Raw genomic sequence first — 26,236 nt, 5'->3', positions numbered from 1 at the left:
AGTCGGCCTTTCTCTGAAGCCGGCCTTCTCTGAAGTCGGACACGGGTTGTCAGGTTTTTCTGGCACGGTCGTCTGTATGGAACAACCGCTGAAAGGCAAGGTCGCCCTGGTCGCCGGCGCGACGAGGGGCGCAGGCAGGCAGATCGCGGTGCAGCTCGGCGCGGCGGGCGCCACGGTGTACGCGACGGGACGCACCACCCGCGAGCAACCCTCCGAGATCGACCGGCCCGAGACCATCGAGGAGACCGCCGAGCTGGTGACCGCCGCCGGTGGCACCGGGATCGCCGTGCAGGTCGACCACCTGGTGCCCGACCAGGTGCGCTCGCTCGTCGCCCGCATCGACGCCGAGCAGGGCCGGCTCGACGTCCTCGTCAACGACATCTGGGGCGCCGAGAAGCTGTTCACCTGGGACAAGCCGCTGTGGGAGGACTCGCTCGACACCGGCCTGCACATCCTGCGCCTGGCGATCGACACGCACATCATCACCAGCTACCACGCCCTGCCCCTCCTCATCCGCAACCCCGGCGGCCTGGTCGTCGAGATGACGGACGGCACCCTCGCGTACAACCTGGACAACTACCGCGTCTCGTTCTTCTACGACCTGGCGAAGATGTCCGTCCTGCGACTCGCGTTCGCCCAGGCCCACGAACTACGCCCACACGGCGCGACCGCGGTCTCCCTCACCCCCGGCTGGCTGCGCTCGGAGCAGATGCTCGACCACTTCGGCGTCACCGAGTCCAACTGGCTCGACGCGACGGCCAAGGAACCACACTTCGTCATCTCGGAGTCCCCGGCGTACGTCGGCCGCGCCGTCGCCGCCCTCGCCGCCGACCCTGACGTCGCCCGCTGGACCGGCCAGTCCCTGTCCAGCGGCCAGCTGTCGCAGGTGTACGGCTTCACCGACCTCGACGGCAGCCGTCCCGACTGGTGGCGCTACTTCCGCGAGGTCCACGAACCGGGCAAGCCCGCCGACGCCACCGGCTACCGGTAGCCGCACGCTGTCCTGGAGGTCGCGGTGGCGGGGCGGCGGTGGCCTGCCTTCCAGGGTTTGCGCTGACCGGCGACGGTGGCCGCTTCCGGGGTTTGCGCTGACCGGCTACTTGCCAGCGCTCGGTGCGTGACGACCGCTGGTGGCGAACTGTCCGCGGTTTGCGGTGGCTGGCTGGCTGCCGGTGGAGCGCTGCCCCGGGTCCCCGTCGGGTGGCCGGCGCCGCCCGATCCGGTCCGCGCCGAATTGCCGTGGGTCGCCTGCCCGCGGGGCGCTGCCCGGGATCTGCCGGGACCGGCTGCTGCCGGTGGAGGGCCGCCATCTCGTCCGTTGCGATCGCGGCCGTGCCTGTCCCTCACGCGGCCGTGGGTCACAGGTCCGACCTGCCCTCACGCTCGCTGCTGGTGGGGCTGTCCCGCCTGCTTCGGGCGCGCGGTCTTGCGTGACGGATCCGACCTCCACCGCACGCCGGAGACGTGGGTGCCCTACGCCGCGTCGCCTACGTCTGCGTCGTCGCCACCGGGCTCGCCAGGCGCGACGGTGTTCGGCTGCTCCGGCGACCGGTAGAGGGCAGCCATCCTGTCGGCGGCGCTGCGCATGAGGTCGCGTAACGGCTCGGGCTCGAGCACCTCGACGTCGGGCCCGAGCCGCAGTAACTGTGTGTACGCCACGGCGACCGACTCCACGGGCAGGTCCACCACCACCCGGCCCTGCTCGTCGGGCGGGTGGAAGTGGGCCTCCCGCACCGCGAGGGCCTCCACCGCGTGCCGCAGCGTCCGCAGCCCGGCCGGCGTGAGCCTGATCGTGACCCGCTCGGCGAGGACCCGCCGCACGAACTCGTCGGCGCGCTCCGCCCAGAACGCGCCGAGGTCGAACTCCACGTCCCGCGTGAACCCCGTCTCGTCGACGGTCAGCTCGGCGATCTTGTCCACCCGGTACACCCGCAGGTCGCCGGCGACGCGCCCGACGAGATACCACCCTCCGTTCTTGAGCACGAGCCCATACGGCTCCACGGTCCGCGCGACGACCTCCCGCCGCCCGGCCACCGTGCGGTCGTCGGTGCGCCCGCCCGCGTCGGTGCGCCCGCCCGCGTCGGGTCGGCCGGCGCGGCGCTCATACCGCAGCTGGATGACCCGGTCGTCCCAGACGGCGCGGGCCAGGTCGGCCAGCCAGGGCGGCGGCTGGGCCGGGTCCTCGAACCACCCGGGCACGTCCAGGTGGAACCGCTGCCGTGCGCGGCTCGACGCGTCGCGGATCGGGGCGGGCAGCGCCGCGGCCACCTTCAGCTCAGCTACGGCGAGCACGTCGCCGAGGCCCATGTCACGGGCCGGGCCGGGCAGCCCCGACAGGAACAGCGCCTCCGCCTCGGCGCGGCTGAGACCGGTGAGCTTCGTGCGATACCCGTCGAGGAGCCGGTATCCACCGGCGCGGCCCTGCTCCGAATACACGGGAACGCCGGCCGCGGACAGGGCGAGGATGTCGCGGTAGATGGTGCGCTCGGAGACCTCCAGGGCCTCGGCCAGCTCAGCCGCCGTCACCGTGCCGCCGGCCTGGAGCAGCAGCACGAGCGAGATGAGCCGCGACGCGCGCATCGCCTACGCCGGGTCCTGATCGGGTGCGGCCGGTGGGTCGAGCGTTTCGACGATCCGCCGGATGTCCTCGGGGGAGGAGGAGCCGTCCAGCTCGACGACCACGTCGCCGCGCCGGATCCGCACCCGCGGCGGCCGGGGCCGGGTCCCGCGCCACGTCACCACCGCCATCAGCAGCCCGCCGAGCGCGATGCCGTTGCTCACCAGGGCGTTGACGACCTCGAACGCGCCGCCCATCTCCCCGGGCCGGGGCGCCGTCGGCGTCAGGCTCACCCGGACCGTGCGAATGATCTCGTCGTCGCGCAGCCACCGGTACAGCTGACGCAACGACTCCTCGTCGTCGACCTCAAGGCGAATCTCCACGACGGCACGGTACCGCGCAGGTACGACAATTTTCGCCGCCGCTCCAGCTGGCTCTCGGCTCCGCTGCAGCGCTTTGGTGAGGTCACGCTAAGCTTTTTCGGGTGAACGACGTGGAGCAGCACCCTGCCCGGCGCAACACCCGCCAGCGTGACGCCGTGATGACGCTGCTCAGCAACGTCGACGGGTTCCACAGCGCCCAGGAGCTGCACGTCATGCTCCGTGAACGCGGCGCCAACGTCGGCCTCACCACCGTCTACCGGACCCTGCAGCTGCTCGCCGAGACCAACGAGATCGACGTCATGCAGGTCCCGGGCAGCGACACCCGGTACCGGCGCTGCAGCGACCGCCACCACCATCACCTCGTGTGCCGCAGCTGCGGGCGTACCGTCGAGGTCCTCGGACCCGCCGTCGAGCGCTGGGCGGACCGCATCGGCGAGGAGCACGGCTTCACCGACGTGAGCCACACGCTTGAGATCTTCGGCACGTGCGGACGCTGCGCGCGCTGACGTCTCCGTCGGTTACCCTGGTGGAGCGCGAAGGGGAGTAGTCCTCCAACTGCGTGGTCGACATACTGGGGCGCTCGCGTCCCCGGCCACGCGGCCCAGTGCTCATGGCGTCCGGACCCGTCCGGTGCCGCACAGGGCGGACGAGACCTTCGACTCAGGCTGAACAAGCCGGGTCGAGGTCGTCCGTGCCCTCCTCCCGGCCATCTCCGGGAAGGTATCTGCAACCACATGAGCGGTTTCCTCGCTGCCCTGGCCATCAGTTTCGGCGTCATCTTCGTCGCTGAGCTGGGCGACAAGTCGCAGCTGATGGCGCTGACGTTCGCCACCAGGTTCAAGACCGTTCCGGTCCTGATCGGTATCACCGTCGCCACGGCCCTGGTCCACCTGGTTTCCGTCGCCGTGGGGTACGGCCTGGGCGCCGCCCTCCCGACCGCCTGGATCTCCCTGGTGGCGGCGCTCGCCTTCTTCGCGTTCGGCGCCTGGACGCTGCGCGGCGACTCCCTCACCGACGAGGAGCGCGACAAGGTCAACCAGCCCACCACCCGGTCCGCCATCTTCACCGTCGGCGTCGCGTTCTTCCTGGCCGAGCTCGGCGACAAGACCATGCTCGCCACCATCACCCTCGCCACCCAGCACGGCTGGTTCGGCACCTGGCTGGGCTCCACCATCGGCATGGTCGCCGCCGACGCCCTCGCCATCCTCGCCGGCCGCCTCCTCGGCAAGCACCTTCCGGAACGCACCATCAAGTACGGCGCCGCCGCCCTGTTCGTCCTCTTCGGCGTCTGGCTGCTCATCGAGGCCCTCGGCGAGCTCCTGTAACCACGGACGCCGCCTCCGCCCCAGTACCTCGCCGAGGACGCGCTCGTGTACTGGGGCGGAAGGCGCTCCGCCGCGCAGTGCGCCGGCGTCGCAGGAGGAGGGCCCGACGTCCCGGGAGTGCGACCCGGCGGCGTGGGGAACGTGACGCGTGGCGCGGCGGGCTAGAAAAGAGCGGCGCGAGGCCCGCGCCTTCGGCGCCGCGAAGGCGGCCGGCCAGGCGGTCGAGCCGACCACCCGCGACGCGAAGGCCGCGCTGCAGGAGCTTGAGGAGCGCCTCGCCGCGGTGCAGGAGCAGCTCACCACCGCGATGAGCGAGCTGCCCAACCTGGCCCGTTCAGCATCCAGGCCAACTTGGACGAGCCTGTGCCCGGGCTACAGCACTGCGACGCATGCCGACAGACGGCCAGGAGCGCCGGCCAGGTCAGGAACCCCGCCAGGTCAGGAACCCCGGGCCAGCCCAGGAACACCTGCCGGCCCAGGAACCTCGGCCGGGTCAGGAGAGCCGGCCCGGCCAGGAACCACGGCGCGAGGCCGCTGATGGGCATGGCACCGGGCGGCGAGGCGTAGACGGGCAGGTCCGGCGGGTCGGTGCCGGACCTGCCCGGGAAGCGGAAGGCTTCCGGAGCTCAGCGTCGCTTGGTCGGCTTGACGATGCGGTCGGTGCCGACCTTGTCGCGGAGGACCTCGGGGACGAGGACCGAGCCGTCGGGCTGCTGGAACTGCTCGAGGATCGCCGGGAAGATGCGGCTGGTGGCCAGGGCGGAACCGTTCAGGGTGTGGACGAAGCGGTTGTTCTTCGAGCCCGGGACCCGGTAGCGGATGCCGGCGCGGCGGGCCTGGTAGTCGCCCGCCCAGGAGACCGAGGAGACCTCCTTGTACTTGCCGGTGCTCGGCATCCAGACCTCGATGTCGATGGTCTTGCGCATCGAGGCGCTGGAGTCGCCGGCGGCGAGCAGCGAGCGCCGGAAGTGCAGGCCGAGCGAGCTGACCAGGTCCTCCGCGTAGTCGACCATCTCCTCGAGGGTCTTCTCGCCGTCCTCGGGAGTGGTGAACTGGAAGATCTCGACCTTGTTGAACTGGTGGCCGCGGACCGTGCCGCGCTCGTCGGAGTGCGAGCCGGCCTTCTCGCTGCGGTAGCAGGGCGTGTACGCATACGCCTTGTGCGGCAGGTCGGCGGTATCGAAGATCTCGTTCTGGTACGCGCCGAGGATCGCGGTCTCCGACGTCGGCAGCAGGAAGCGGCCGCGCTCGTCGTCGTCGGTGGCGATGTGGAACACGTCGTCGTAGAACTTCGGGAACTGCCCCGCGGCATAGCCCGCCGAGTCCAGCAGCAGGTGCGGCGGCAGCATGAACTGGTAGCCCGCGGTGAAGTGGCGGTCGATGAACCAGTTGACCAGGGCCCACTCGAGGCGGGCGCCCCAGCCCGTGTAGATCCAGAAGCCGGAGCCGCCGAGCTTCACGCCGCGCTCGAAGTCGACGAGGCCCAGCTCGTTGGCGAGGGTGACGTGGTCGCGGACGTTGTCGATCTTCGGCGCCTCGCCGAAGACCTTGACGACGACATTCGCCTCCTTGCCGCCGGCCACGACGTCCTCGGCCGGCAGGTTGGGCAGCTCGCTCATCGCGGTGGTGAGCTGCTCCTGCACCGCGGCGAGGCGCTCCTCGAGCTCCTGCAGCGCGGCCTTCGCGTCGCGGGTGGTCGGCTCGACCGCCTGGCCGGCCGCCTTCGCGGCGCCGAAGGCGCGGGCCTCCTCCTTGCGGCGGGCCCGCTCGGCGTCGATGTCGCCGATGAGCTCACGGCGCTGCTTGTCCAGCTCGGCGATGGCACTCAGCGAGCGGGACACCTCAGACGGATCGAGCCTCTTGGACAGTGCGGCCTCGACGGAGGCCCGGTCCTTGCGAATCAACTCGATGTCGAGCATGTCTGCCGCGCACCTTTGCCTAGATTTTCTGGACGCTCAGGATGTTACCGGTTGGGTCCGACACAATTTCCGACCCGCCGCCGCGGTACACCCGCGACTCCAAGTGAACGCTACTAGGCGTCACCTAGTGGGCCGCCCCGCAAGGTGTACGCCCTGACCGACGCCGGCACCGCGCGCCTGGACGCGTGGCGCCGGCAGTGGAGGCGGTTCGTGGACATCGTCGACGCCACCCTGACCGACCAGGACACCAGCCGGGCGTCCGGGGACGCCGGCATCGACACGCCCACCGACACGCCGAGGAGCTGACGCCGTGGACACCATCGACGACGCCATCGCGACCGCCGACCGCACCGGCGTGCTGCTCGGCGGCGCCGCCGGCTTCGCGCTGATCACCATGGTGGTGCACCCGCTGCTGGTGGCCCTGTTCGACCTGCCGAGGTCCGTGAAGGTGCCGATCCTGCTGGCTGCCGGCATCTTCTACGGCGCCGCGGTGGCGTTCGCGGTCACCGGATCGGTCGCGGCCGTCCGGATTCGATTGCGGCATCTCCCGTACACCGGAAACACCGCCAACGCGATGGCCGTCCTCATCCCGGCCGCCGCGCTCGTCGCGGCCCCGCTGACGGTGGGGTTCGCCCGGCTGACCGGCTACAGCACCAGCCCGTGGGTCGTGCTCACCGAGTGCGCCCTCGTCGTCGCCGCCCACATCGGCGCCGTCCTGCTCGCTCGCCGCTGGGCGCTGCGCGAACCGGGAACATCGTTCGCGATTTAAGCTGGTCGCCATGGACACGATCTGGACCCGCCCCGACCGCGGGTCCCGGGGACCTGTCCCGCAGCACAGCCGGGCCGAGATCGTCGCGGCGGCCGTTGTACTGGCAGACGCCGGCGGCCTGTCCGCGGTTTCGATGCGCGCCGTCGCCTCGGCCCTGTCCACGGGCGCCGGCTCGCTGTACCGCTACCTGTCGTCCCGCGACGACCTGCTCGACCTCATGTCCGACGCCGTCCTCACCGAGCTCCCGCTGGACCGGCCGCTCACCGGCGACTGGCTCGACGACCTGGTGGAGGTCGCCCGCGAGCAACTCGCCCTGTACCGCCGCCACCCCTGGCTCACCGAAGCCGCCCGCCGTGGCACCTTCGGACCGCGCGCCGTCAACTACTTCGAGCGCTGCATGGCCATCATGGCGCCGCTGCCCGCCGCCGCCAGCACGAAGATGGAGACGATGGGTGTCCTGACCGGCGTGGTTTCGCTGTTCGCCCAGCCGGTGCCGGGCAACCCGCCGCCCGGCGACCCGGCCGCCGAGGAGCGGAAGCGCGCCTCTGCCGCGCAGCTGTTCTCCCTGGTGGACCCGCAGGCGCACCCGCACCTGACGGCCGCGTTCACCAGCCCCGCCCAGCCGCCGGCCGCCTCCGACCTCTTCGAACGCACCGTCCGCAGCGTCCTCCGAGGCCTCCTCACCCCCTGACCGCCGAGCCCTGCCCGCGGGCCCGCCGAACGAGAGCCTTCCTCATGATCCGGTAGACCTTGTGCAGTCAGAGGTGCACAAGGTCTACCGGATCATGAGGACTGGCCTGGCCCCGATGGGGGAACAGCACCATAACCACGGCCCCGGCAGCGTGGAGTCTGTGCGGAGCCGCAGGTCGAGGCGGACGTGCTTGCTGTGCCCGCAAGGGACAGGCGGCTCCACGACCCGTCACAGCAGGCGACCGGCCCGGCGCTGACCTGACCCAGGTAGGCAGGCGGGTTGGGCGGGGGGACTTGCTGGCGAGGTGGGGGTCGAGGCTGGAGGCGGTGGTGCAGTGCTGCAACGGCTTCTGTGCCGCGGTGGGCGCGGTGGCCCCGCCTGGGGCGGCAGTGGGAGCGGATTGAGTGGTTTGCGGATCGTGGTGGTGGCGGAGAGCCGGCGCTGACCTGATCCGGGGAGGGCAGGCGGGGGCTTGCTGGCGGGGCGGGGTCAGTGGTGGTGGGTGGCCGTCGTCGGGGTGGCGGCTGAGGCCGGGGGTGGTGGGGGAGCGTCGACGGCGCAGTGCCGCAACGGCTTCTCCAGCACAGCTGGGGTGGGGGTGGGGCGGGGTGGGTTGCGGATCGTGGTGGCGGCGACAGCGGCGGCCAGGAGGCAGAGGGCGGCGCAGATGAGGACGGCGGTGTGGAAGCCGGCGGAGAGGCGGGGTGGGTCCAGGTAGGCGGTGCCCGTGATGCCGGCGGCGGCGGGGAGGACGGCGACGGCGATCAGGCCGGCGGCGCGGGCGACGTCGTTGTTCACGGCGGAGGCCATGCCGGCGTGGCTGGAGCGGGCGGAGGACAGCGCGGTCGACGTGAGCGGGGCGACGGTGGTGGCGAGGCCCAGGCCGAGGACGACGACGGCGGGCAGGACCGAGGTGACGTACGAGCCGGAAGCGTCGATCCGGGCGAACAGCGCCATGCCGAGGCCGACCACGACGGGGCCGGCGCTCATCTGCAGGCGCGGGCCGATGCGGCTGGCGAGCGCGCCGGAGCGGGCGGACAGCAGCAGCATGATGACGGTGACGGGCAGGAGGGAGACGCCGGCCTGCAGGGCGCTGTAGCCGGCGACCTGCTGGAGCTGGATCGGCAGCAGGAACAGGGCACCGCCGATGGCGCCGTAGACGACGAACGTGACGACGTTGGTGGCGCTGAACTGCGGGGACGCGAACAGGTCCAGCGGCAGCATCGGGTGGGCGGTGCGGCGCTCCCACCAGACGAACGCGCCGAGCATCAGCACGCCCCCGACGAGGGCGGTGAGCACCAGGGGGCTGGTCCAGCCGAGGGAGTGGCCCTCGATCAGGCCATAGGTGATGCCGATCAGGCCGAGCGTGACCAGGGTGCCGCCGGGCACGTCGACGCGGCCGGTGGCGGTGGTGTCGCGGGACTCGGGGACGTGGCGCCAGGTGAGCAGGACGACGGCGGCGGCGATCGGGACGTTGATCGCGAAGATGAGCCGCCAGGAGGCGGCGCCGACGAGCCAGCCGCCGAGGAACGGGCCGATCGCGGTGGCGACGCCGCCGAGGCCGGACCAGGCGCCGATGGCGCGGCTGCGGTCCTCGGGGCGGAACGACGCCTGCAGGATGGCGAGGCTGCCTGGGGTGAGCAGGGCCGCGCCGACGCCTTGCAGGGCACGGGCGGCGATGAGGGTCGGCGCGTCGGGCGCGGCGCCGCACAGGACGGACGCGACGGCGAACCAGACGACGCCGACGAGGAAGATCTTCCGACGCCCATACCGGTCGCCGAGCGCGCCCGCGATGAGCAGCAGCCCGGCCAGGGCGAGCGTGTAGGAGGTGACGACCCACTGCAACGTCTCGAGGTCGGTGTCGAACGAGCGACCGATCGCCGGCAGGGCGATGCCGACGACGGTCGCATCGATCGCGGCGATGCCGGAGCCGAGGATCGTCGCGGTGAGGACCCAGCGCCCGGACGCGGTGCCGTACGACAGCGTTGCCATGCAGAGAACCTAGCCCGAGGGTCCGACAAAAAGACGGCAGGAAACGATGGCAAGGAACGACGGCAAGAAACTCAGTGGCGGTAGCCGCGCACCTTGACCTTGAAGTTCATCGCCGGCCCCGGCGTCGGTGCGGTCTTCGTCACGAGGGTGTAGCCGGGCGGGTCGAGCGCGAGGTCCAGCCGGTGGAACAGCCGCGCCATCGACAGCGCCATCTGCACGTCGGCGAAGCTCTTGCCGAGGCACGTGTGCGGCCCACGCCCGTACGGCGAGTACGCGCCCGGCCGCAGGTGCTCCGACCGTGGCTTCTCGTACCGCCCGATGTCGAAGGTCTCCGGCGAGGGGTAGTACTCCTCCATGAAGTGCGGCACGGTCGTGCCGACGTAGACCATCTCGCCTTCCTTGATGGTGTACCCCGCGAACTCGAAGTCCCGCGTCGCGGTGCGGTTCAGCGCGACCGCGATCGGATAGAGCCGCATCGTCTCCATCAGCGCGTACCGGATCGACGGGATCTTGCGCAGGTCGTCGTCGGTGATCGGGCCGCCGGCGAACAGCGCGTCGGCCTCGGCCTGCACCCGCTCGAGCACTGACGGGTGCTTGAGGACGGAGTAGATGAAGGCCGCGGTCGTGTTCGCGACCGTGTCCAGCCCGGCGACGTACGGGCCGGTGAGCGCGAGCACGAGATCGTTGGCCGGCAGGACACCCTCGCGGTTGAGGTGCACGTCCATGAGGTCCTCGACCAGGTTGCGCTCCTCCGGAGGCTTGCTGCCGGCGCTCGCGCGCAGCGAAGCGACCATCGTGTCGCTGAGCTCGAACACGCGGCGGCGGGCCTTCTTGTACCGGGGATTCTGCAGCAGGATCTTCGGCCGCTGCTTCGTGACCAGGACGTTGAGCACGTAGAGCGTCATGGTGCGGATGTCCGGCACGTATTCCAGGGGCGCGTTGCCGGTCAGGATCGTGCCGAGCTGGTCGGTCACCATGTACTGCAGCGCGTGCACGACCGGGACGGACGCGCCGGCCTTCCAGTCCCGCGCGAGGACCCGGTCGGTGATCTCGACGAGCTCGTTGCCGCGGCCCTTGATCGCGTCGCGGGAGTAACCGCGGCGCATGATCTCCCGCAGCTCCTTGTGGCTGTCGCCGTCCTCGCCGAGGATCGTGCGGGTGCCGCCGTACTCGTCGAGGAAGCCCTGCCAGAACTCCTTGGACCGCAGGCATTCGCGGCCTTCCTTCGAGCCCATGAAGTCGGCCGCCTCGGCGCCGGCGATGACCGTGTAGGACTTGTTGAACACCCTGATCTTGAAGACGGGGCCGTTCTCCCGGTACGCCTGGGCGAAGAACCGCGCGGGGTCTTTCGCCAGCTCCGGCACGTTGCCGACGAGGGGGCGGCCCTTCGCCACCGGGATGGGGCGCGTCGGCGCCGGGGCGGCGTCGGTGACAGTCATGAGCGTCGACCTTCCGTGGTCCGTCGGCACCCGCCGGCGATCAAGGCGGAAATCGAAGCGATGCTATCGAACCGGAGGCGCGAACCGGGTCAGCGACAGCGTGTTGCCGTCGGGTCGGAGGGCAGGAAGGCGACGGCGTCCGCGGAACCGAGCATGCTGCCATCATGGCGGACATGCTGCTGCGGCGATGGACGGACGGCGACGTCGAGGCGTTCTACGACATCTACTCGCGCTGGGAGGTGATGCGGCACCTGGGCGCGCACCCCCGCAGGGTCGTCGCGGACCGCGACGAGGCACTCGCCAGGCTGGCCAGAATGCGCGAGCGGGAGGACGGCCCAAGGGGCTTCTGGGCGATCGAGGAGGGTGGTGTACCGGTGGGCACGGTCCTCCTGGTGCCCCTCGCCGACTCCGACGAGGTCGAGGTCGGCTGGCACCTGCACCCGGCGCACCACGGCAAGGGCCTCGCCACCCGCGCCGCCCGCGAGGTGCTGTCCCGCACGAGCGGCCGGGTCCTGGCGCTCACGGACGACGACAACCTCGCGTCGCAGGCGGTCGCGAAGCGTCTCGGCATGACCGACGAGGGGCTGACCGACCGCTGGTTCGGCCTGACCGCCCGTCAGTTCTCCATCATGCTCGGCTGAGGATCATGTGGGTCGCCGCGTCGGAGGCGACCATGCGCGTGCACGCGTAGCCGTCGGTGAGGCCGTCGGTGAAGAGCCGCTCGCCCCGCCCGAGCACGATCGGGATGATCGCCACGTGCAGCTGGTCGACCAGGCCGGCGCGCAGGTACTGCTGGACCGTCGAGACGCCGCCGCCGAGCCGCACGTCGAGCCCGCCGGCGGCCTCGGTGGCCCGCTCCAGGGCCGCCTCGATGCCGTCGGTGACGAAGTGGAAGACGGTGCCGCCCTCCATCGTGATGCTGGGCCGGGCGTGGTGGGTCAGGACGAAGACCGGGTGGTGGTAGGGCGGGTCGGCGCCCCACCAACCGGCCCAGGACTCGCCGGGGGACCAGGGACCGCGGAGCGGGCCGAACATGTTGCGGCCCATGATGGTCGCGCCGAGGCCGGTCTGGCCGGCGGCGATCATCTCGTCGTCGATGCCCTCGCTGCCGCCGTCGCGTCCGGACATCTGCCGGCCGGTGCGGGTCTCGAAGAGCCAGTCGTGCAGCCGCTCCCCGCCGGTGCCGATCGGGTCCTCGAGCCGCTGGTCCGGCCCTGCGCCGTAACCGTCGACCGAGATGCAGAAGTTGTGCACACGCAGCATGGCGGATTCCCCTTCGAAGACGATGTCGTCACCAGGTCGAAGCAGGACGGCCCGGATCGACATCACCGAGGAAAGCAATGAGAACTAGGTTCCTAGGAAGCCTAGCACCCCGTGACGTGGGCCGCGCGGACGAGCCACGCCACGAGTGTCGGGGCATCCATGCGTTTTTGACAATCATTGTCAACTGGCGACAGGATGGGATCATGCTGCGTCGCGCCGTCCTCGCCGGTCTCACCGCCGGGTCCCTGTTGCTGAGCACCGCCGGCTGCGGCGGTGAGGAGGCCCCGCGGGGCGGGAGCGACGGCCGGCTGCGGATCGTGGCGGGGTTCTACCCGCTGCAGTACGTGTCGGAGCGCCTCGGCGAGGAGAACGTCAAGGTCACCAACCTCACCCAGGCCGGCGCGGAGCCGCACGACCTGGAGCTCAAGCCGAGCCAGCTGGCGCAGATCACGGACGCGGCTCTGGTGGTGTACCTGTCGGGGTTCCAGCCGTCCGTCGACGAGGCCGTCAAGCTGCAGGCGAAGGACAAGGCGTTCGACGTGGCCCCCGACCACGGCGACGACCCGCACGTCTGGCTCGACCCGGTCCGGTTCGCCGAGATCGCCGGGAAGCTCGCGGAGCGGCTCGCCACGCTCGACCCGGCCAACGCCGGCGCGATCCGGGCGCGGGCCGGCCAGCTGCAGGACGAGCTGCACCGCCTCGACGAGGAGTACACCGCCGGGCTGCGGACGTGCGCGCGGCGTGACATCGTGACGAGCCACGCGGCGTTCGGGTATCTCGCGTCCCGGTACCACCTGACGCAGGTGCCGATCTCGGGCCTGGACCCGGAGGGGGAGCCGAGCCCGCAGCGGGTGTCGGAGGTCGCGGCGCTGGCGAAGGAGAAGGGCGTGACGACGATCTTCTTCGAGGCGCTGGTCAGCCCCAAGCTGTCGGAGACGGTGGCGAAGGAGGTCGGCGCGAAGGCGGCGGTGCTCGACCCGATCGAGGGCGTCGAGGAGGGCAGCGACTACGTGTCGGTCATGGTGCGCAACCTCGCAGCCCTGCGCGAGGCGCTCGGGTGCACCTGAGTCCTATCCTTGGCCGGGTGCGTCGCCCTCCATTGCGCGTCCTGAGCATCCTGACCACCGCCGTCCTGCTGGCGGGTTGCACGTCGAGCGGCGCCGTCGACCTGGACCGGCCGCCGCAGCCGCTGGCGGTGGGCAACGTCGACGGCACGTCCACCCCGGTCGCCGATCCGGTCTATCCGGCGTACGGCAACCCGTCGGTCGACGTGCTGCACTACGGGCTGGCGCTGGCGTGGGCGCCGCAGACGAAGACGCTCACCGGGAAGGCGACGGTGAAGCTGCGGGTGCTGCGTGCCGAGCCGGCCCTGAAGCTCGACCTGAGCAGCCCGTACACGCTGAGCTCCACCAGCGTCGACGGGGTCGCGGCGCAGGGCCGGGTCGCGGGCGGGAAGCTGACCGTGGACCGGGCGCTGACGGCGGGCACCACGGTGACGCTGGTGGTGGAGTACCAGGGGACGCCGGCGCCGGTGCCGATGCCGTCGCACCGCGGTGACGCCGAGCCGCTGGGGCTGACGGTGACCGACGCGGGTGAGCTGTGGACGATGCAGGAGCCGTTCGGCGCGTCGACCTGGTACCCGTCGAACGACCAGCCGTCGGACAAGGCGCTGTACGACATCTCGATCACGGTCCCGGAGGGCTGGGAGGCCGTCGCGAGCGGCACGCCGGGGCCGGTGACGGGCGGCACGTACACGTACAGGTCGACGCAGCCGGTGGCGACCTACCTGACGACCCTGGCGGTCGGGCAGGACTACCAGGTGGCGAGGCTGACGGGCCCGCGTGACCTGCCGATCTCGCTGTGGACGCGGCCGGGGAAGGACGACCGGTTCCTGCCGGTGCTGCGCAAGGCGCCGCAGCAGCTGGAGTGGCTGGAGGCGCGGTTCGGGCAGTACCCGTTCCCGAGCGCGGGTGCGGTGATCGTGCCGTCGCGGTCGGCGATGGAGACGCAGCAGATGGTGACGATCGGCGGCGACGTGCTGTCGCAGGGCACGAACGTGTCGGCGCTGGACGGGATCATGCTGCACGAGTACGCGCACCAATGGTTCGGTGACGCGGTCGGCCCGGCGGTGTGGAAGGACGTGTGGCTCAACGAGGGCTGGGCGACGTACGCGGAGGCGCTGTACACGGCGGAGCGCGACGGTTACGACATCGAGGACTGGGCGCGGCGGGCGCGTAAGAGCGACGCGGACGCGCGGCAGCGGCTGGGGCCGCCCGGCAACCCGCGGGCGGACAGTTTCGCGGAGAGCAACGTGTACGTGTGCCCGGCGCTGATGCTGCACGAGCTGCACCGGGCGTTGGGTGACTCGGCGTTCTTCGCCCTGGCCCGGGCGTGGGTGTCGCAGCACGCGGGGACGGCGCAGGACCGGGCGGCGTTCACCGCGTTCGTGAACAAGCAGACGGGCCGTGACTTCACGAAGCTGATCGACGCCTGGCTGGACTCCCCGACGACCCCCGCGTAGCCGCTATTCGTGCAGGCCGCCGGCGACGACGTGGATGAACGCGGCCTGCACGTCATCGGAGTTGAGGGCGTTGTCGACGTACGCGTCGATGGGTTTGAGGGCGGTCTTGAGCCGGTCCGCGGAGTCCTTCTTGCCGAGCACGACGATGCTGACCGTGACGGGCTTGTTGGGGTCCTGCAGGCCGGTGAGCTTCTGCACGAGGGCGTCGACGGCGGCGGTGTTGGCGCTGTCCTTGTTCTGGTCGTCGGTGAAGACGAGGACCTGGTTGAACATGTCGTCGTGGTAGTCGTCGCGGACCGACTGGTAGGCGGCGGCGATCGTGTCGAAGAGCCCGGGTCCGGTGCGGTGGGCGGCGAGCTTGCCGACCTGCTTCTCGAACGAGGCGCGGGTGGCGTCGTCGAGGCGGTCGGTCGGCATGAGCTTGCGGTAGCCGGGGTTGCCGGGGTTGATCTCCCACAGGCCGAGGCGGGACCCGACGGGCATGAGGCCGGACAGGACGAGGCAGCCGTTGCGGAGGACCTCGATCGGCTGGGTGACCTGCTTGCCGGGTGGCGGTGAGGTGGGTGCGCCGCTGCTGGTGCCGTTGCTGGCGAGGTCGACGACGATGAGCAGGTTGCTGCGCCGGTCCTCGGGGTCCCAGGTGGCGAAGATGTGCTGCACGTGGTGCGGCTGGAGGACCTCGAACGGTTTGGCGGTGGGTTCGGGCAGGATGTTGGCGCCGTCGAAGATGGGCCGGAGGTTGTCGGGGCCGCGCAGGCCGGCCTCGGCGATGGCGCGGCTGCCTTCGGCGCTGGTGAACGCGGCGTAGAGGCGGCGCAGCGCGGCGGCCTTCTTCGGGTTGGCGGCGGCGGTCGCGGCCGGCAGCCACGTGTAGCGCAGCAGCGCCGTGTGGTCGGTGCCGACGATGTACCGGCGGTCGGTCTTCGCCAGCCGGAGCGTGGCCAGCAGCGCGTATTCGGGGATGAGCCCGACCTCGCCGGGGGCCTCGGGGATGGCGGCGAGGTCGTGGTTGACGGTGCGGGTGACGTTGAGGACGTTGGTGAGCACGAGCGAGGACGCGTCCATGCCCTTCTCCAGCCAGACGGCCTCGCCGACGGCGCCGGCGGCGACCATGCCGTCGCCGGACATGGCGGGGTTGCGCACGACCAGCTTGACGCCGGAGTTCTTGGTGTTGAGCAGGCCGGACAGGGCGAGCCAGCCGCCGCCGCCGGCGTTGATGCGGTCGCCGGTGGCGGGGTCGGTGACCATGTAGATGGGGCTGGACGCGAGGGTCGCGTAGGCGTTGAGGGTGTCCTTCTTCGCCACGAACTGCGGTGGTGCGATCACGTCCCAGGAGGCGTCGTCGGGGATCCACAGGTCGGCGCGGCTCTGGGTGAGCTGCCCGGCGGCGGGGCGGCCGTCGGTGCTGGTGGTGTCGACGAGGACGCAGTCGTCGCCGCCGCGCAGGGTCCGGCCGGCGGCGGAGACCACGGTCGCGAAGGACGACGCGGTGACGACGTGCAGGGTGGTGGGGCAGCTGCCTTCGGCGCCGTTGGCGCTGTTGTTGCGCAGCACGTACCAGCCGGCTCCGGCGACGAGTCCGACGGCGAGGAGGAGCACGAGCCCGCGCAGCAGTGTGCCGACGAGGCGGGTGCCGGCTATGTGCTTGCCCATCGTGGCAACCATCCGCGAGGTCAGTGGGGGTGGAAACGCGGAAAGTATGCCATTGAGCAAGGATGATTCCGGTCCCGGTCGACCGTCCGGCCGTGACCCTGAGCCGTTCAGCCAGGGTGTCCGTCCGGACGGTCGATCACGTGGCCGTCTGCCACCAGGTGGGCAGCGGCTACCGGGCAGCGGCTACCGGGCAGGGTCAGCCGCGCGGGACGACGGTACCGAGGACGCCGGTGCTCGGGGCCCAGTCGGCGGAGACGATGGTGGCGCCGCGGCCGGCGAGGAGGTTGATCCTGGCGAGGGCCTGGGCGTTGGTGGGCGCGGTCGGGTCGATCGGCGGCGGGACCGCGGAGGCGTCGGTCATGACGAGCAGGTAGTGGTTGGTGTTGTACCAGGTGGTGTCGATGGACCCGTTGAGGTACGTGCTGGCGCTGCCGTCGAAGATCACGAACCAGGGCCGGATGTTGGTCTCGCTGTAGCGGGTGCGCGGGTCGCCGGCGGCGGCGTCGAGGACGGACGGGAAGGACTGGGCCCGGGCGAGGTTCCCGGCGGCGGCGAGGTCGCGCAGGTGGCGGCCGTATTCGACGTCGGTGTCGAGGTTGTCGAACGGGTTGCCGCGTTCGAACGTGCCGGGGATGATCTCGAGCATGACCTTGCCGGCGAGGGCGGCGCGGGTCGGCCAGTTGTCGGCCTTCGCGGCGGCGTCGAGGGTGGCGTAGGAGCCCTTCAGGTCGGCGGGCTTGAACACCTTGGTGCCGAGCTTGCTCGCGACGAGGGTGTCGAAGTCGGCGGGGCCCAGGCCGTACCGGCTGTCGAACCCGGCCTTGAGCTCGATCTTGAGGTGCAGGGGCTGGTGGCCGGGGTGGGCGTCGCTCCAGATGCGGATGTCGTCGAGGCAGACGCCGAACTGCTGGTCGCGGGCGCCGGTGCGCAGCTGGGCGGCGGTGGTCGCGGCGGTGCAGTTGTTGCTGGTGCCGAAGAGCTCGTGGTTGACGCGCCAGCGGCGGCTCGCGGTGTCGACCCAGATGTCGAACTCGAGCAGGGACACGCCGGTGTCGAGGGCGTCGGCGAGGTAGGCGTACTTCGCCTTGTCGTAGGTGTTGTGGACGCCGACGGCGGTGGTGTGGGAGAGCTTGAGGGCGTCGGTCGGGCCGGCGGCGTGGGCCGTGGACGGGGTGACGAGGGCGGCGGCGACGACCGTGAGTGTGACAGCGGTCAATGACTTCCAGCGCATGCGGAGCACGATAGTCATCGATGGAGTCCGGGCGGAACCGGCGATGTGAACAGCTGCCGAACGATCATCCACTGTGGACTAAGTGAACACGGTCTGAACAGCAGATATACGGCAAGAGCCTTGCGGCGGCGGGGCACAATCACGGGCGTGAGACGGACCGGATGGCTCATCGTCCTCGTGGTGCTGCTCGTCGTCGCCGGCGCCTCGATCGGCCACCTCCTCGGCCGCGACGCCGACCCCCGCGAGCTCACCGGGGTGATCGGCTCGGAGAAGGCCGGCTTCTTCGCCGACCCCGAGGTCAAGGCCGCCCTCGCCAAGCACGGCCTCCGGCTGCGGCTCGACCCGGCCGGCTCCCGCCGGATGGCCGGGATGCCGCTGGACGACTACGACTTCGCGTTCCCCGGCAGCGCCCCGGCGGCCGTGGAGATCGCCCGGCACCGCCGGCCCGCCGCCCCCGCCGTCACGGTGTTCAGCTCACCCCTCGCGGTCGCCAGCACCAGCCCGATCGTCGACCTGCTGCAGAGCGCCGGCCTCGCCCGCCGCGCCGCCGCCGGCGGGCACTGGACCCTGGACGTGAAGGCGCTCGTCGAGGCGAACCAGCGGCAGCTGCGCTGGGACCAGATCCCCGGCAACGCCACGTTCCAGGTCAAGCAGGCCGTCCTCGTGGCCACCACCCGGCCCGCCGACTCGAACTCCGCCGCGCTCTACGCCGCGATCCTCAACCAGGTCACCGGCGGCAACCTCAACGCGGTCACCAAGCTCTTCGCCGACCAGGGCGCGGTCGACACCACCACCGAGGAGCCCTTCGAGAGCTGGCTGAGCCGCACCACCAACTTCGCGCCGCTGGTGCTCGTCTACGAGGCCCAGTTCCTGGACCGCGGCAAGGGCGACAACCACGTCCTGCTCTACCCGCAGCCGACGATCGTCAGCGAGCACACGGTGGTGCCGTTCACCGCCGCCGGCGCCGAGCTGGCGAAGCTGCTGCAGACGGACCCGCAGCTGCAGCGCCTCGCCGCCGCGCACGGGTTCCGCACCGCCGGCGCGCCCCTCGCGCCCGGCGCGGCCGCCCTCGGCGGCCCCGACGTCATCCCGTCCCCGGACGAACCCACCCTGCAAGCGCTGCTCGACGCGCTGGAAGAGAGACTCGCATGAGGAAGCTCCTGGTGGCCTCCCTGGCCCTGGTCGTCGTTGGTTCCCTGGCCGCCTGCACGGACACGCCGCAGGCCGCGAAGGGGGAGCAGCCGTTCGTCAAGGGTGACGGCGTGCTGCGGGTCCTGGCCGGCAGCGAGCTCGCCGACCTGCAGCCGATCCTCGACGAGGCGGCCGCGGCGACCGGTGTCACCGTCAAGCTGACCCCCACCGGCACCCTCGACGGCGTCGAGTCGGTGGTGCAGGGCGGCGCGGCGAAGCAGTACGACGCCACCTGGTTCGCCAGCAACCGGTACCTGCAGCTGCACCCGGACGCCGCGTCCCGCACCGGCACCGCCACGAAGATCGCGACCTCGCCGGTCGTGCTCGGCCTGCGCCGCTCCGTCGCCGAGAAACTGGGGTGGTCAGTGCAGGATGGCGGGACCCGCCCCACCTGGAGCGAGATCGCCGTCGCCGCCGGCGAGCGGAAGTTCACCTACGGCATGACGAACCCGGCCGCGTCCAACTCCGGGTTCGCGGCGCTGGTCGGGGTCGCCGCCGCGATCGCCGGGACCGGCGCCGCGCTCACCGCCGACCAGATCGGGCCGATCACGCCCCGGCTGCGGGCGTTCTTCGCCGGGCAGAGCCTCACCGCCGGCTCGTCCGGCTGGCTCATGGACGCCTACCTGCGCGCCGGCGCCGAGGGCCGGCCCGTCGACGGACTCGTCAACTACGAGTCGGTGATCCTGTCGCTCAACGCGTCCGGGAAGCTCACCGAACCGCTCACCGTCGTCTACCCGGCCGACGGGGTCGTCACCGCCGACTACCCGCTGACGCTGCTGTCCGGGGCGTCGGAGCAGGCCCGCACCAACTACGCGGCGGTGACGGACTACCTGCGCCGGCCGTCGGTCCAGCGGCAGATCATGCAGCGGACGTGGCGCCGCCCGGCCGTGCCCGACGCGTCGCTCACCCTGGACGCCGCGTTCGGGCCGAAGAGCGGCAACCTGCCGGAGCTGCCGTTCCCCGGCAAGCTCGACGCCGCCGACGCGCTCATCGGCGCGTTCGGCGACTCGCTGCGCCGCCCCGCCCGCACCATCTACGTGCTGGACCTGTCCGGGTCGATGAAGGGTGAGCGGCTGGCCGGGCTCAAGACCGCGCTGACCGGGCTCACCGGCGCCGACACGAGCCTGTCCGGGCAGTTCAGCCGGTTCAACGGCCGCGAACAGGTGATCCTGCTGCCGTTCAGCACCCGCCCCGGCACCCCGACGACGTTCGACCTGCCGGAGGCCGGGTTCGAGCCGACCCTCGCGCAGATCCGCACCCACGTGCAGCAGCTCAAGGCCGACGGCGACACCGCCATCTACGACGCGCTGCTCGCCGCGTACGGCATGGTCGGCGCGGGCGGCGACGACCGGGTCACGTCGATCGTGCTGCTCACCGACGGTGCCCGCACCGCCGGCGCCGACCTCGCCGCGTTCCGGGCGAAGGTGCCGCAGCTGCCGCGGGTGCCGGTGTTCACCGTCCTGTTCGGCGAGAGCAACACCGGCGAGATGACCGAGGTCAGCAACCTCACCGGCGGCCGCACCTTCGACGCCCGGGCGACCGGCGCCCTCGCCGGCGCGTTCAAGGAGATCCGGGGGTACCAGTAACGTGCTGTTCAAACTGCCGCAGTGGTGAAACGGCGGGGGAGAGGGTACATCCATGGGATGGCTGACCTCTCTCTCGACGACTACCTGGTCGAGGACGACGACGATGACGACCCGGTGCTGCTGCGCAAGGACGGGCAGCCGGTCGACACCTGGCGGGAGGACTACCCGTACGACGAGCGGATGACCCGCGACGAGTACGACCGCACCAAACGCCTCCTGCAGATCGAGCTGCTGAAGCTGCAGTACACGCTGAAGGCCCGCGGCGACCGGCTCGTCATCCTGTTCGAGGGGCGCGACGCCGCCGGCAAGGGCGGCACCATCAAGCGGTTCATGGAGCACCTCAACCCGCGCGGCGCCCGGGTCGTCGCCCTGGAGAAGCCCAGCGAACGCGAGTCGACGCAGTGGTACTTCCAGCGGTACGTGCACCACCTGCCGGCCGCCGGCGAGTTCGTGCTGTTCGACCGGTCCTGGTACAACCGGGCCGGCGTCGAACGGGTGATGGGCTTCTGCAACCGCGCCGAATACCTGGAGTTCATGCGGGAGGCGCCGGAGCTGGAGCGGATGCTCGTGCGGTCCGGGATCAACCTCGTCAAGTTCTGGTTCTCCGTGTCGCGCAACGAGCAGAAGACCCGGTTCCTGATCCGGCAGGTCGACCCGGTCCGGCAGTGGAAGCTGTCGCCGATGGACCTCGCGTCCCTGGACAAGTGGGACGACTACACGGACGCGAAGGAGGCGATGTTCTTCTACACCGACACCGCCGACGCCCCCTGGACCGTGGTCAAGTCCAACGACAAGAAACGCGCCCGCATCGAGGCGATGCGGCACGTGCTGAGCCGCTTCGACTACGACGGCAAGGACGCCGACCTGGTCCGCAACCCCGACCCGCTGATCATCGGCCCGGCCGCGCTGGCCGACGAGTCGACCGGTGACGCACCTCGGCTGTAGCGGTCTAGCCTGGGCGGTGGATTGTCCATAGGCTTGTGCGGTGTCGGAGGGGCGGACGGTGCCGTCGTGGCGGCTGGGTGAGCACGTCAGCGCCACCTACGCCGCCACCGATGAGTGCCGCGACCTGCTCACCGGGTTCGTGCGGACCGGGGTCCGCCCAGGCCAGCGGGTGGTCGTGTTCCTCGACGCGGACGACACCGACCTGGCGCGGCAGCTCGTCGCCGCCGCGCCCGACGCGGCGGCCGGGCAGCTGCTCGTCCTGCTGTACGGCAGCGGATTCACCGCGTCCGGCGACGGCCGGGTCCAGCAGATGCTCGACGGGCTCACCACCGTCCGCGACGAGGCGTTCGCCGACGGGTTCCAGACGGTGTTCGTCGCCGGGAAGATGACGTGGACGCTGCGGGCCGGGTTCGCCGCCGCCGACCTCGTCGCCTACGAGTCGGCGGTCAACGCGTTCTTCGGCGACGTCCGGATCGGCGGGCTCTGCCTGTACGACCGCCGCCGCTTCGACAAGGCGACCATCGGCGCGGTCGCGGCCGCGCACGCCGGACCGCTGCTGCGCTTCACCGTCGGCGGCTGGGGTGCGCACCTGCGGCTGTCCGGTGAGCTCGACGCCTCCAACACCGGCGCGCTGCCGTCGATCCTCGGCATGGTCACCGAGGCCGACAGCACCGTGCTGCTCGACGCCAGCGACCTGCTCTTCCTCGACGCGGCGGCGGCCCACGCGATCGTCGGGTTCGCCGCGTCCCGGCCCAACCGGCACACCGTCGTGCGCTGCACCCGCGGCGTCCGGCAGGCACTCGACCTCGTCGGCGCCGACGAGGTGCCGACCCTCGTGCTCCGCGACCGGGTCGGCGGCACATGACCGGCCCGGAGCGCAGCAGAGGTGGCGGCATGACCGGCCCGGAGCGCAGCAGAGGTGGCGGCATGACCGGTCGCGCGCTTCGCCGCCGGGCCGGCGGGGTATGACTGTGCGCGTGCCTGCCTTTCCCCGCGGTGTAGCGACCTACTACGAGACCTCCGGCCACGAGCGCGTCGACATCGCGCCCGAGGTCGTGCAGACGGTGCTGGCGCTGCTCGGGCCGCCCGCCGCGGTGCCGGGCCCGGCGGCGGGCGGGGCGCCGGTGGTGCCGTCCGGGCCGCTGCCGGCGGTGCCGCGCACCTGGGGGTGGATGCTGCAGCTGTACGGGGTGCGCTCGGCCGGCTCGTGGGGTGTCGGCGACTTCGCCGACCTCGCCGCCTTCACCCGCTGGGCCGCGTCGACGGGCGCCGGGGCGATCCTCGTCAACCCGCTGCACGCCGTCGCGCCCGTCGATCCGCTGCCGTCCTCGCCGTATTCGCCGTCGTCGCGCCGGTTCGTGAACCCGCTGTACCTGCGGATCACCGACCTGCCCGAGTACCGCTCCGCCGCGCCGGACGTCCGCGCCGCCGTCGACGCGCTGCGCCCCGCCGGACCGGCCGACGAGCTGATCGACTACGACGGCGTGTGGCGGGCGAAACGCGCGGCGCTGGCCCTGCTGTGCCCGGCGGCCGAGGGTGCCGCCCCCGAGCGTCCCGGGCGCCCGGAGCGTTCCGAGCTGGCGGACTTCGCCGTGTACTGCGCGCTCGTCGCCGACCACGGCCCCGACTGGCGGACCTGGCCCGCCGAGCTGCGGCAGCCCGGACCGGCCGCGTACGCGGTCGCCGACCCCGCGGCGGTCGCGTTCCACATCTGGTTGCAGCGGCGCTGCGCGGAGCAGCTGGCGGCCGCGAACGCCGCCGCCGCCGGGATGACCGTCGGGATCATCCACGACCTGGCCGTCGGCATCGACCCCGGCGGCGCCGACGCGTGGACGATGCAGGACGTCGTCGCCGCCGGGGCGAAGATCGGCGCGCCGCCGGACGCGTTCAACCAGCAGGGCCAGGACTGGGGACTCGCCACGTGGAGCCCGGACCGGCTCGCCGACACCGGCTACGCCGCCTGGCGGACCCTGCTGCGCGACATCTTCCGGCACGCCGGCGGGCTGCGCGTCGACCACGTCGCCGGCCTGTGGCGGCTGTGGTGGGTGCCGCCGGGCCAGACCCCGGCGCAGGGCACGTACGTGTACTACGACGACGAGGCGATGCTCGGCATCCTCGTCGAGGAGGCGAAGCTCGCCGGCGCGGTCGTCGTCGGCGAGGACCTCGGCACCGTCGAGGAGGTCGTCACCACCACCCTGCAGGACCGCAACGTCCTCGGCTCGGCCGTGCTGTGGTTCACCCGCGACGACGACGGCCGGTTCCTGCCGCCCGGCGACTGGCCCGAGAACGCGCTCGCCAGCGTCTCCACCCACGACCTGCCGACCGCCGCCGGGTTCCTGTCCGGCGAGCACGTCCTGTCCCGCGCCGAGGCCGGCGTCCTCACCCGCGACGTGAAGCTCGAGTGGGCCGCCGCCACCGCCGACCGCACGGCGCTGCTGGACCTGCTGGACGCCGAGGGGCTCACCGGCCCCGACAGCACCGACGAGGAGATCGTCCTGGCCATGCACCAGCTGCTGCTGCGCACCCCGTGCCGGATCGTGCTCGCCTCCCCGTACGACGTCCTCGGCGAGGTCCGCCAGCCGAACCTGCCGGGGACGACCACGCAATATCCGAACTGGCGGATCCCGCTGCCGCTGCCGCTGGAGGAGCTGACCACCGACGCGCGGATGAAGCAGATCGCGGACCTGTTCTCCGGCGACATATCGGTGGCGCGCCCTTGACGGGGTCGCCCAAGATGGGTGCCCGGAATCCCACGATCAGGGAGCGGGCGGATGTCGAGCGGGAACAGCTACCTTCAGCAGGTCGTCGCGCAGCAGGAGCGCCTCGAGAGTGACCTGAGGTCCAAGCGCAGCGTCGCGGCACCGCCCCCCGCCGCGCCGGGCGGCCCGACCCGCGGCGGCGGCGGCCGGCAGCAGGTGAGCCAGCCGGCGCCGAACGCCGTCGAGGTCCGCGTCACCGGGTTCGGCCGGTGGAAGACCGTCATCGTCCCGCCGAACGCGTTCGTCGTGCACACCCGCCGCGGCCGCAGCGAACCCCTGCACGTCGGGCTCGGCGTGTCGTTCCGGTACAACCCCGCGACCGACTCCTACCTCGTCGTGCCCGGCGCCATGCAGACCATCCTGATCAACGCCTTCTGCATCTGCCGGGAGCTGCAGGGCGTCCTCGTCCAGGCGTACGTGCAGTGGATCATCGAGGACTTCTCCACCGCGTACCGCAAGCTCGACTTCGGCGACGCCGAGGACCCGATGCGCCTCGTCAACCTGCAGCTCAAGGAGCAGGCCGAAGCCGCGATCAAGGACAAGGTCGCCACCCTCGGCGTCAGCGACGTCCTCAGCGACAAGCAGCCCATCATCGAGGAGCTCACCGCCCGGCTGCGGGCCGTCGCCGAAGGCACCTCCGGGAACTCCGCCGCCGACCCCTCCGCCGGTCTCGGCCTGCGGATCGTCACCGTGCAGATCAAGGAGGCCGTGGTCAGCTCGTCGCGGCTGTGGGAGAACCTGCAGAAGCCGTACCGCTCCGAGCAGGGCCGCATCGCCCGGCTCGCCGAGCTCGCCGCCGATGAGGCGATCGGCGCCCGCGAGCTCGCCGCGTCCCGGCTGCGGCAGACCCAGCAGATCGAGAGCGACCGGGAGCTGGCCGAGCTGCGCGCCCGCAACGCCGCCGTGCAGTTCGACCAGGAGGCGCAGGAGCAGCTGCGCCGCTCGCAACGGCAGGAGGAGGACAGCCGCGCCCTCGCCGACCTGCAGGACGCCACCGCCCGGCACGCCATGGCGCTGGAGCGGTCCCGGGCCGCGGAGGAGGCGGAGATCGGCCGGCTGCGGATCGAACGCGACACCGAGCTGCGCCGCCTCACCGTCAACGGCGAGCTGGCCGTCGAGGCGATCCGCGCCCAGGCCGTCCACGAGCAGGGGCTGCTCGAACTGGACCGGGCCCGGCTGCGCGGCGAGATCGACAACTCGCAGTCCGCGGAGGCGATCCAGGCGAAGCTCGTCGACTCCCTGCCCGAGATCGTCGCGAAGCTGCCGAAGCCCGCCGAGCTGCGCACCGTCACCATCGGCGGCAACGACACCTCCACCGTCGGCGGTCTCCTCGCGGAGCTCGCCGGCGTCGTCGGCGCGCTCCAGGCGACCCTGAAGAAGCCGTAACCGGCCTACTCGACGGGCATGAACGGGCGCTTGCACCGGCGGCGGGCCGTCGGGTCGAGGTGCCGCCACCGGATCGTCGCCATGCTCCGCCCGTCCGGCAGCGTGTGCATGAACACCCCTTCAACCGGCAGGAACCCGGCCGAGGCGAGCCAGCGGCGGCTCGCCTCGTTGTCGGTCTCGCACCTGGCCCGCAGCTCCGTGACGCCGAAGTGCCGGTGGGCGAAGGCGCACACGACCTGCAGGGCCTCCCGGCCGAAGCCGAACCGGCGGAACGCCGGGTGGACGAGGCCGCTGACCTCCATGTAGCCGTCGTCGGCCCGGCCGAAACCGGCGCTGACGACGGCGACACCCGTCTGCGGGTCGCGGCCGATGAACTCGGCGCCCTCGTCGGCGATGACCATCGGGTCCGTGTCGTCCTGGTCGACCCACGGCCCGTCCTCGCCCCAGCCGAGCCGGAACCTCGCCTCGGCGTCGGCCAGGTCGGCCCACACGTCGATCAGCTCCTGCCGGCGCGGCACCGACACCTCCAGCCGCGCCGTCGTCGCGGTGTGCGCCCCGCCGAACCCGCACCGCAGTACCGGCGCCGCCGTGTCGACCATGGTTGTCGACGGTACCCGACGGCGCCG

General features: G+C 71.8%; 24 protein-coding genes. 15 read left to right on the top strand and 9 right to left on the bottom strand.

Annotation, left to right across the window (positions count from 1 at the left end):
- Positions 1-76 precede the first annotated feature (76 nt).
- A complete protein-coding gene (locus tag ABZ321_RS18945; RefSeq protein ID WP_344498094.1) occupies positions 77-991 on the top strand; it encodes an SDR family oxidoreductase in 915 nt (304 codons plus the stop codon).
- A gap of 482 nt (positions 992-1,473) precedes the next feature.
- Here ABZ321_RS18945 and ABZ321_RS18940 read toward each other — a convergent pair whose 3' ends face one another.
- Both ABZ321_RS18940 and ABZ321_RS18935 read right to left on the bottom strand, forming a co-directional pair.
- Positions 1,474-2,580 (bottom strand): YafY family protein, encoded by a 1,107-nt coding sequence (locus ABZ321_RS18940; RefSeq protein WP_354892729.1) that lies wholly within the window; start codon positions 2,578-2,580, stop codon positions 1,474-1,476.
- A gap of 3 nt (positions 2,581-2,583) precedes the next feature.
- Positions 2,584-2,940: a hypothetical protein gene (locus ABZ321_RS18935; protein ID WP_354892726.1), complete on the bottom strand. Its 357-nt coding sequence runs from the start codon at positions 2,938-2,940 to the stop codon at positions 2,584-2,586.
- A 101-nt stretch (positions 2,941-3,041) separates the two neighbouring features.
- Between ABZ321_RS18935 and ABZ321_RS18930 the strand changes: the two genes are divergently transcribed.
- Both ABZ321_RS18930 and ABZ321_RS18925 read left to right on the top strand, forming a co-directional pair.
- Entirely contained in the window at positions 3,042-3,446 is a 405-nt protein-coding gene (locus ABZ321_RS18930) for a transcriptional repressor (protein ID WP_344498100.1), read from the top strand.
- A gap of 228 nt (positions 3,447-3,674) precedes the next feature.
- On the top strand, positions 3,675-4,265 hold the full coding sequence (locus ABZ321_RS18925) for a TMEM165/GDT1 family protein (RefSeq protein ID WP_344498102.1): 591 nt from the start codon (positions 3,675-3,677) through the stop codon (positions 4,263-4,265).
- A 626-nt stretch (positions 4,266-4,891) separates the two neighbouring features.
- Here the strand turns inward: ABZ321_RS18925 and serS are convergent.
- Entirely contained in the window at positions 4,892-6,184 is a 1,293-nt protein-coding gene (gene serS, locus ABZ321_RS18920) for a serine--tRNA ligase (protein ID WP_354892723.1), read from the bottom strand.
- Between the two features lie 144 nt (positions 6,185-6,328).
- Here serS and ABZ321_RS18915 point away from each other — a divergent pair, with 144 nt between their 5' ends.
- The 3 genes from ABZ321_RS18915 to ABZ321_RS18905 are packed head-to-tail and all read left to right on the top strand — an operon-like array spanning position 6,329 to position 7,644.
- Positions 6,329-6,490: a hypothetical protein gene (locus ABZ321_RS18915; RefSeq protein WP_354892720.1), complete on the top strand. Its 162-nt coding sequence runs from the start codon at positions 6,329-6,331 to the stop codon at positions 6,488-6,490.
- A 4-nt stretch (positions 6,491-6,494) separates the two neighbouring features.
- A complete protein-coding gene (locus ABZ321_RS18910) occupies positions 6,495-6,953 on the top strand; it encodes a hypothetical protein (protein WP_354892717.1) in 459 nt (152 codons plus the stop codon).
- 10 nt (positions 6,954-6,963) lie between these two features.
- Entirely contained in the window at positions 6,964-7,644 is a 681-nt protein-coding gene (locus tag ABZ321_RS18905) for a TetR/AcrR family transcriptional regulator (protein ID WP_344498108.1), read from the top strand.
- A gap of 489 nt (positions 7,645-8,133) precedes the next feature.
- Here ABZ321_RS18905 and ABZ321_RS18900 read toward each other — a convergent pair whose 3' ends face one another.
- Both ABZ321_RS18900 and ABZ321_RS18895 read right to left on the bottom strand, forming a co-directional pair.
- Positions 8,134-9,636 carry a DHA2 family efflux MFS transporter permease subunit gene (locus ABZ321_RS18900; RefSeq protein ID WP_354892713.1) on the bottom strand — a complete coding sequence of 501 codons (1,503 nt, stop codon included), beginning with the start codon at positions 9,634-9,636 and terminating at the stop codon, positions 8,134-8,136.
- A gap of 71 nt (positions 9,637-9,707) precedes the next feature.
- On the bottom strand, positions 9,708-11,075 hold the full coding sequence (locus tag ABZ321_RS18895) for a cytochrome P450 (RefSeq protein ID WP_354892710.1): 1,368 nt from the start codon (positions 11,073-11,075) through the stop codon (positions 9,708-9,710).
- Positions 11,076-11,239: 164 nt separating this feature from the next.
- Between ABZ321_RS18895 and ABZ321_RS18890 the strand changes: the two genes are divergently transcribed.
- Complete coding sequence (locus tag ABZ321_RS18890) at positions 11,240-11,716, top strand: GNAT family N-acetyltransferase (protein ID WP_344498115.1); 477 nt, start codon at positions 11,240-11,242, stop codon at positions 11,714-11,716.
- Here ABZ321_RS18890 and ABZ321_RS18885 read toward each other — a convergent pair.
- Positions 11,703-12,338 (bottom strand): dihydrofolate reductase family protein, encoded by a 636-nt coding sequence (locus ABZ321_RS18885; protein ID WP_354892707.1) that lies wholly within the window; start codon positions 12,336-12,338, stop codon positions 11,703-11,705. The two genes, ABZ321_RS18890 and ABZ321_RS18885, sit on opposite strands and share 14 nt — an antisense overlap.
- Positions 12,339-12,541: 203 nt before the next feature.
- On the opposite strand from ABZ321_RS18885, the gene ABZ321_RS18880 reads away from it, so the two are divergent.
- On the top strand, positions 12,542-13,405 hold the full coding sequence (locus ABZ321_RS18880) for a metal ABC transporter substrate-binding protein (RefSeq protein WP_354892704.1): 864 nt from the start codon (positions 12,542-12,544) through the stop codon (positions 13,403-13,405).
- A gap of 17 nt (positions 13,406-13,422) precedes the next feature.
- Positions 13,423-14,859: a M1 family metallopeptidase gene (locus ABZ321_RS18875; protein WP_354892701.1), complete on the top strand. Its 1,437-nt coding sequence runs from the start codon at positions 13,423-13,425 to the stop codon at positions 14,857-14,859.
- A gap of 3 nt (positions 14,860-14,862) precedes the next feature.
- Here ABZ321_RS18875 and ABZ321_RS18870 read toward each other — a convergent pair whose 3' ends face one another.
- Positions 14,863-16,512 carry a substrate-binding domain-containing protein gene (locus tag ABZ321_RS18870; protein WP_344498123.1) on the bottom strand — a complete coding sequence of 550 codons (1,650 nt, stop codon included), beginning with the start codon at positions 16,510-16,512 and terminating at the stop codon, positions 14,863-14,865.
- 196 nt (positions 16,513-16,708) lie between these two features.
- Positions 16,709-17,743, bottom strand: coding sequence for a phosphatidylinositol-specific phospholipase C domain-containing protein (locus tag ABZ321_RS18865; protein ID WP_354892698.1), 1,035 nt, complete (start codon positions 17,741-17,743; stop codon positions 16,709-16,711).
- A 147-nt stretch (positions 17,744-17,890) separates the two neighbouring features.
- Between ABZ321_RS18865 and ABZ321_RS18860 the strand changes: the two genes are divergently transcribed.
- The 6 genes from ABZ321_RS18860 to ABZ321_RS18835 all read left to right on the top strand — a co-directional run bounded on the left by ABZ321_RS18860 (position 17,891) and on the right by ABZ321_RS18835 (position 25,610).
- A complete protein-coding gene (locus ABZ321_RS18860; RefSeq protein ID WP_354892695.1) occupies positions 17,891-18,895 on the top strand; it encodes a hypothetical protein in 1,005 nt (334 codons plus the stop codon).
- On the top strand, positions 18,892-20,520 hold the full coding sequence (locus tag ABZ321_RS18855; protein ID WP_344498129.1) for a VWA domain-containing protein: 1,629 nt from the start codon (positions 18,892-18,894) through the stop codon (positions 20,518-20,520). Before ABZ321_RS18860 ends, ABZ321_RS18855 begins: the two co-directional genes overlap by 4 nt.
- A gap of 57 nt (positions 20,521-20,577) precedes the next feature.
- Positions 20,578-21,465 (top strand): polyphosphate kinase 2, encoded by an 888-nt coding sequence (gene ppk2, locus ABZ321_RS18850; RefSeq protein WP_354892692.1) that lies wholly within the window; start codon positions 20,578-20,580, stop codon positions 21,463-21,465.
- Positions 21,466-21,505: 40 nt separating this feature from the next.
- Positions 21,506-22,330, top strand: a complete 825-nt coding sequence (locus ABZ321_RS18845) for an MEDS domain-containing protein (protein WP_344498133.1) — start codon at positions 21,506-21,508, stop codon at positions 22,328-22,330.
- 112 nt (positions 22,331-22,442) lie between these two features.
- Positions 22,443-24,185, top strand: coding sequence for a 4-alpha-glucanotransferase (gene malQ / locus ABZ321_RS18840; RefSeq protein WP_344498135.1), 1,743 nt, complete (start codon positions 22,443-22,445; stop codon positions 24,183-24,185).
- Between the two features lie 51 nt (positions 24,186-24,236).
- Positions 24,237-25,610: an SPFH domain-containing protein gene (locus ABZ321_RS18835; RefSeq protein WP_354892688.1), complete on the top strand. Its 1,374-nt coding sequence runs from the start codon at positions 24,237-24,239 to the stop codon at positions 25,608-25,610.
- A gap of 5 nt (positions 25,611-25,615) precedes the next feature.
- Here ABZ321_RS18835 and ABZ321_RS18830 read toward each other — a convergent pair whose 3' ends face one another.
- A complete protein-coding gene (locus ABZ321_RS18830; protein WP_344498139.1) occupies positions 25,616-26,209 on the bottom strand; it encodes a GNAT family N-acetyltransferase in 594 nt (197 codons plus the stop codon).
- Positions 26,210-26,236: the final 27 nt, after the last annotated feature.

The organism is Dactylosporangium sp. NPDC006015 (assembly GCF_040614215.1).
GTDB classification, from domain to species: Bacteria; Actinomycetota; Actinomycetes; order Mycobacteriales; family Micromonosporaceae; genus Dactylosporangium; species Dactylosporangium maewongense.
Note: the sequence above shows the minus strand (reverse complement) of the source record. Positions and strands in the feature narration are given on the sequence as shown.

Bases quoted from the DNA above. Each gene is read 5' to 3' on its own strand.
- ABZ321_RS18945 (WP_344498094.1), top strand. From the start codon at position 77: ATGGAACAACCGCTGAAAGGCAAGGTCGCCCTGGTCGCCGGCGCGACG.
- ABZ321_RS18940 (WP_354892729.1), bottom strand. From the start codon at position 2,580: ATGCGCGCGTCGCGGCTCATCTCGCTCGTGCTGCTGCTCCAGGCCGGC.
- ABZ321_RS18925 (WP_344498102.1), top strand. From the start codon at position 3,675: ATGAGCGGTTTCCTCGCTGCCCTGGCCATCAGTTTCGGCGTCATCTTC.
- serS (WP_354892723.1), bottom strand. From the start codon at position 6,184: ATGCTCGACATCGAGTTGATTCGCAAGGACCGGGCCTCCGTCGAGGCC.
- ABZ321_RS18905 (WP_344498108.1), top strand. From the start codon at position 6,964: ATGGACACGATCTGGACCCGCCCCGACCGCGGGTCCCGGGGACCTGTC.
- ABZ321_RS18900 (WP_354892713.1), bottom strand. From the start codon at position 9,636: ATGGCAACGCTGTCGTACGGCACCGCGTCCGGGCGCTGGGTCCTCACC.
- ABZ321_RS18895 (WP_354892710.1), bottom strand. From the start codon at position 11,075: ATGACTGTCACCGACGCCGCCCCGGCGCCGACGCGCCCCATCCCGGTG.
- ABZ321_RS18890 (WP_344498115.1), top strand. From the start codon at position 11,240: ATGGCGGACATGCTGCTGCGGCGATGGACGGACGGCGACGTCGAGGCG.
- ABZ321_RS18885 (WP_354892707.1), bottom strand. From the start codon at position 12,338: ATGCTGCGTGTGCACAACTTCTGCATCTCGGTCGACGGTTACGGCGCA.
- ABZ321_RS18880 (WP_354892704.1), top strand. From the start codon at position 12,542: ATGCTGCGTCGCGCCGTCCTCGCCGGTCTCACCGCCGGGTCCCTGTTG.
- ABZ321_RS18870 (WP_344498123.1), bottom strand. From the start codon at position 16,512: ATGGGCAAGCACATAGCCGGCACCCGCCTCGTCGGCACACTGCTGCGC.
- ABZ321_RS18865 (WP_354892698.1), bottom strand. From the start codon at position 17,743: ATGCGCTGGAAGTCATTGACCGCTGTCACACTCACGGTCGTCGCCGCC.
- ABZ321_RS18855 (WP_344498129.1), top strand. From the start codon at position 18,892: ATGAGGAAGCTCCTGGTGGCCTCCCTGGCCCTGGTCGTCGTTGGTTCC.
- ppk2 (WP_354892692.1), top strand. From the start codon at position 20,578: ATGGCTGACCTCTCTCTCGACGACTACCTGGTCGAGGACGACGACGAT.
- ABZ321_RS18835 (WP_354892688.1), top strand. From the start codon at position 24,237: ATGTCGAGCGGGAACAGCTACCTTCAGCAGGTCGTCGCGCAGCAGGAG.
- ABZ321_RS18830 (WP_344498139.1), bottom strand. From the start codon at position 26,209: ATGGTCGACACGGCGGCGCCGGTACTGCGGTGCGGGTTCGGCGGGGCG.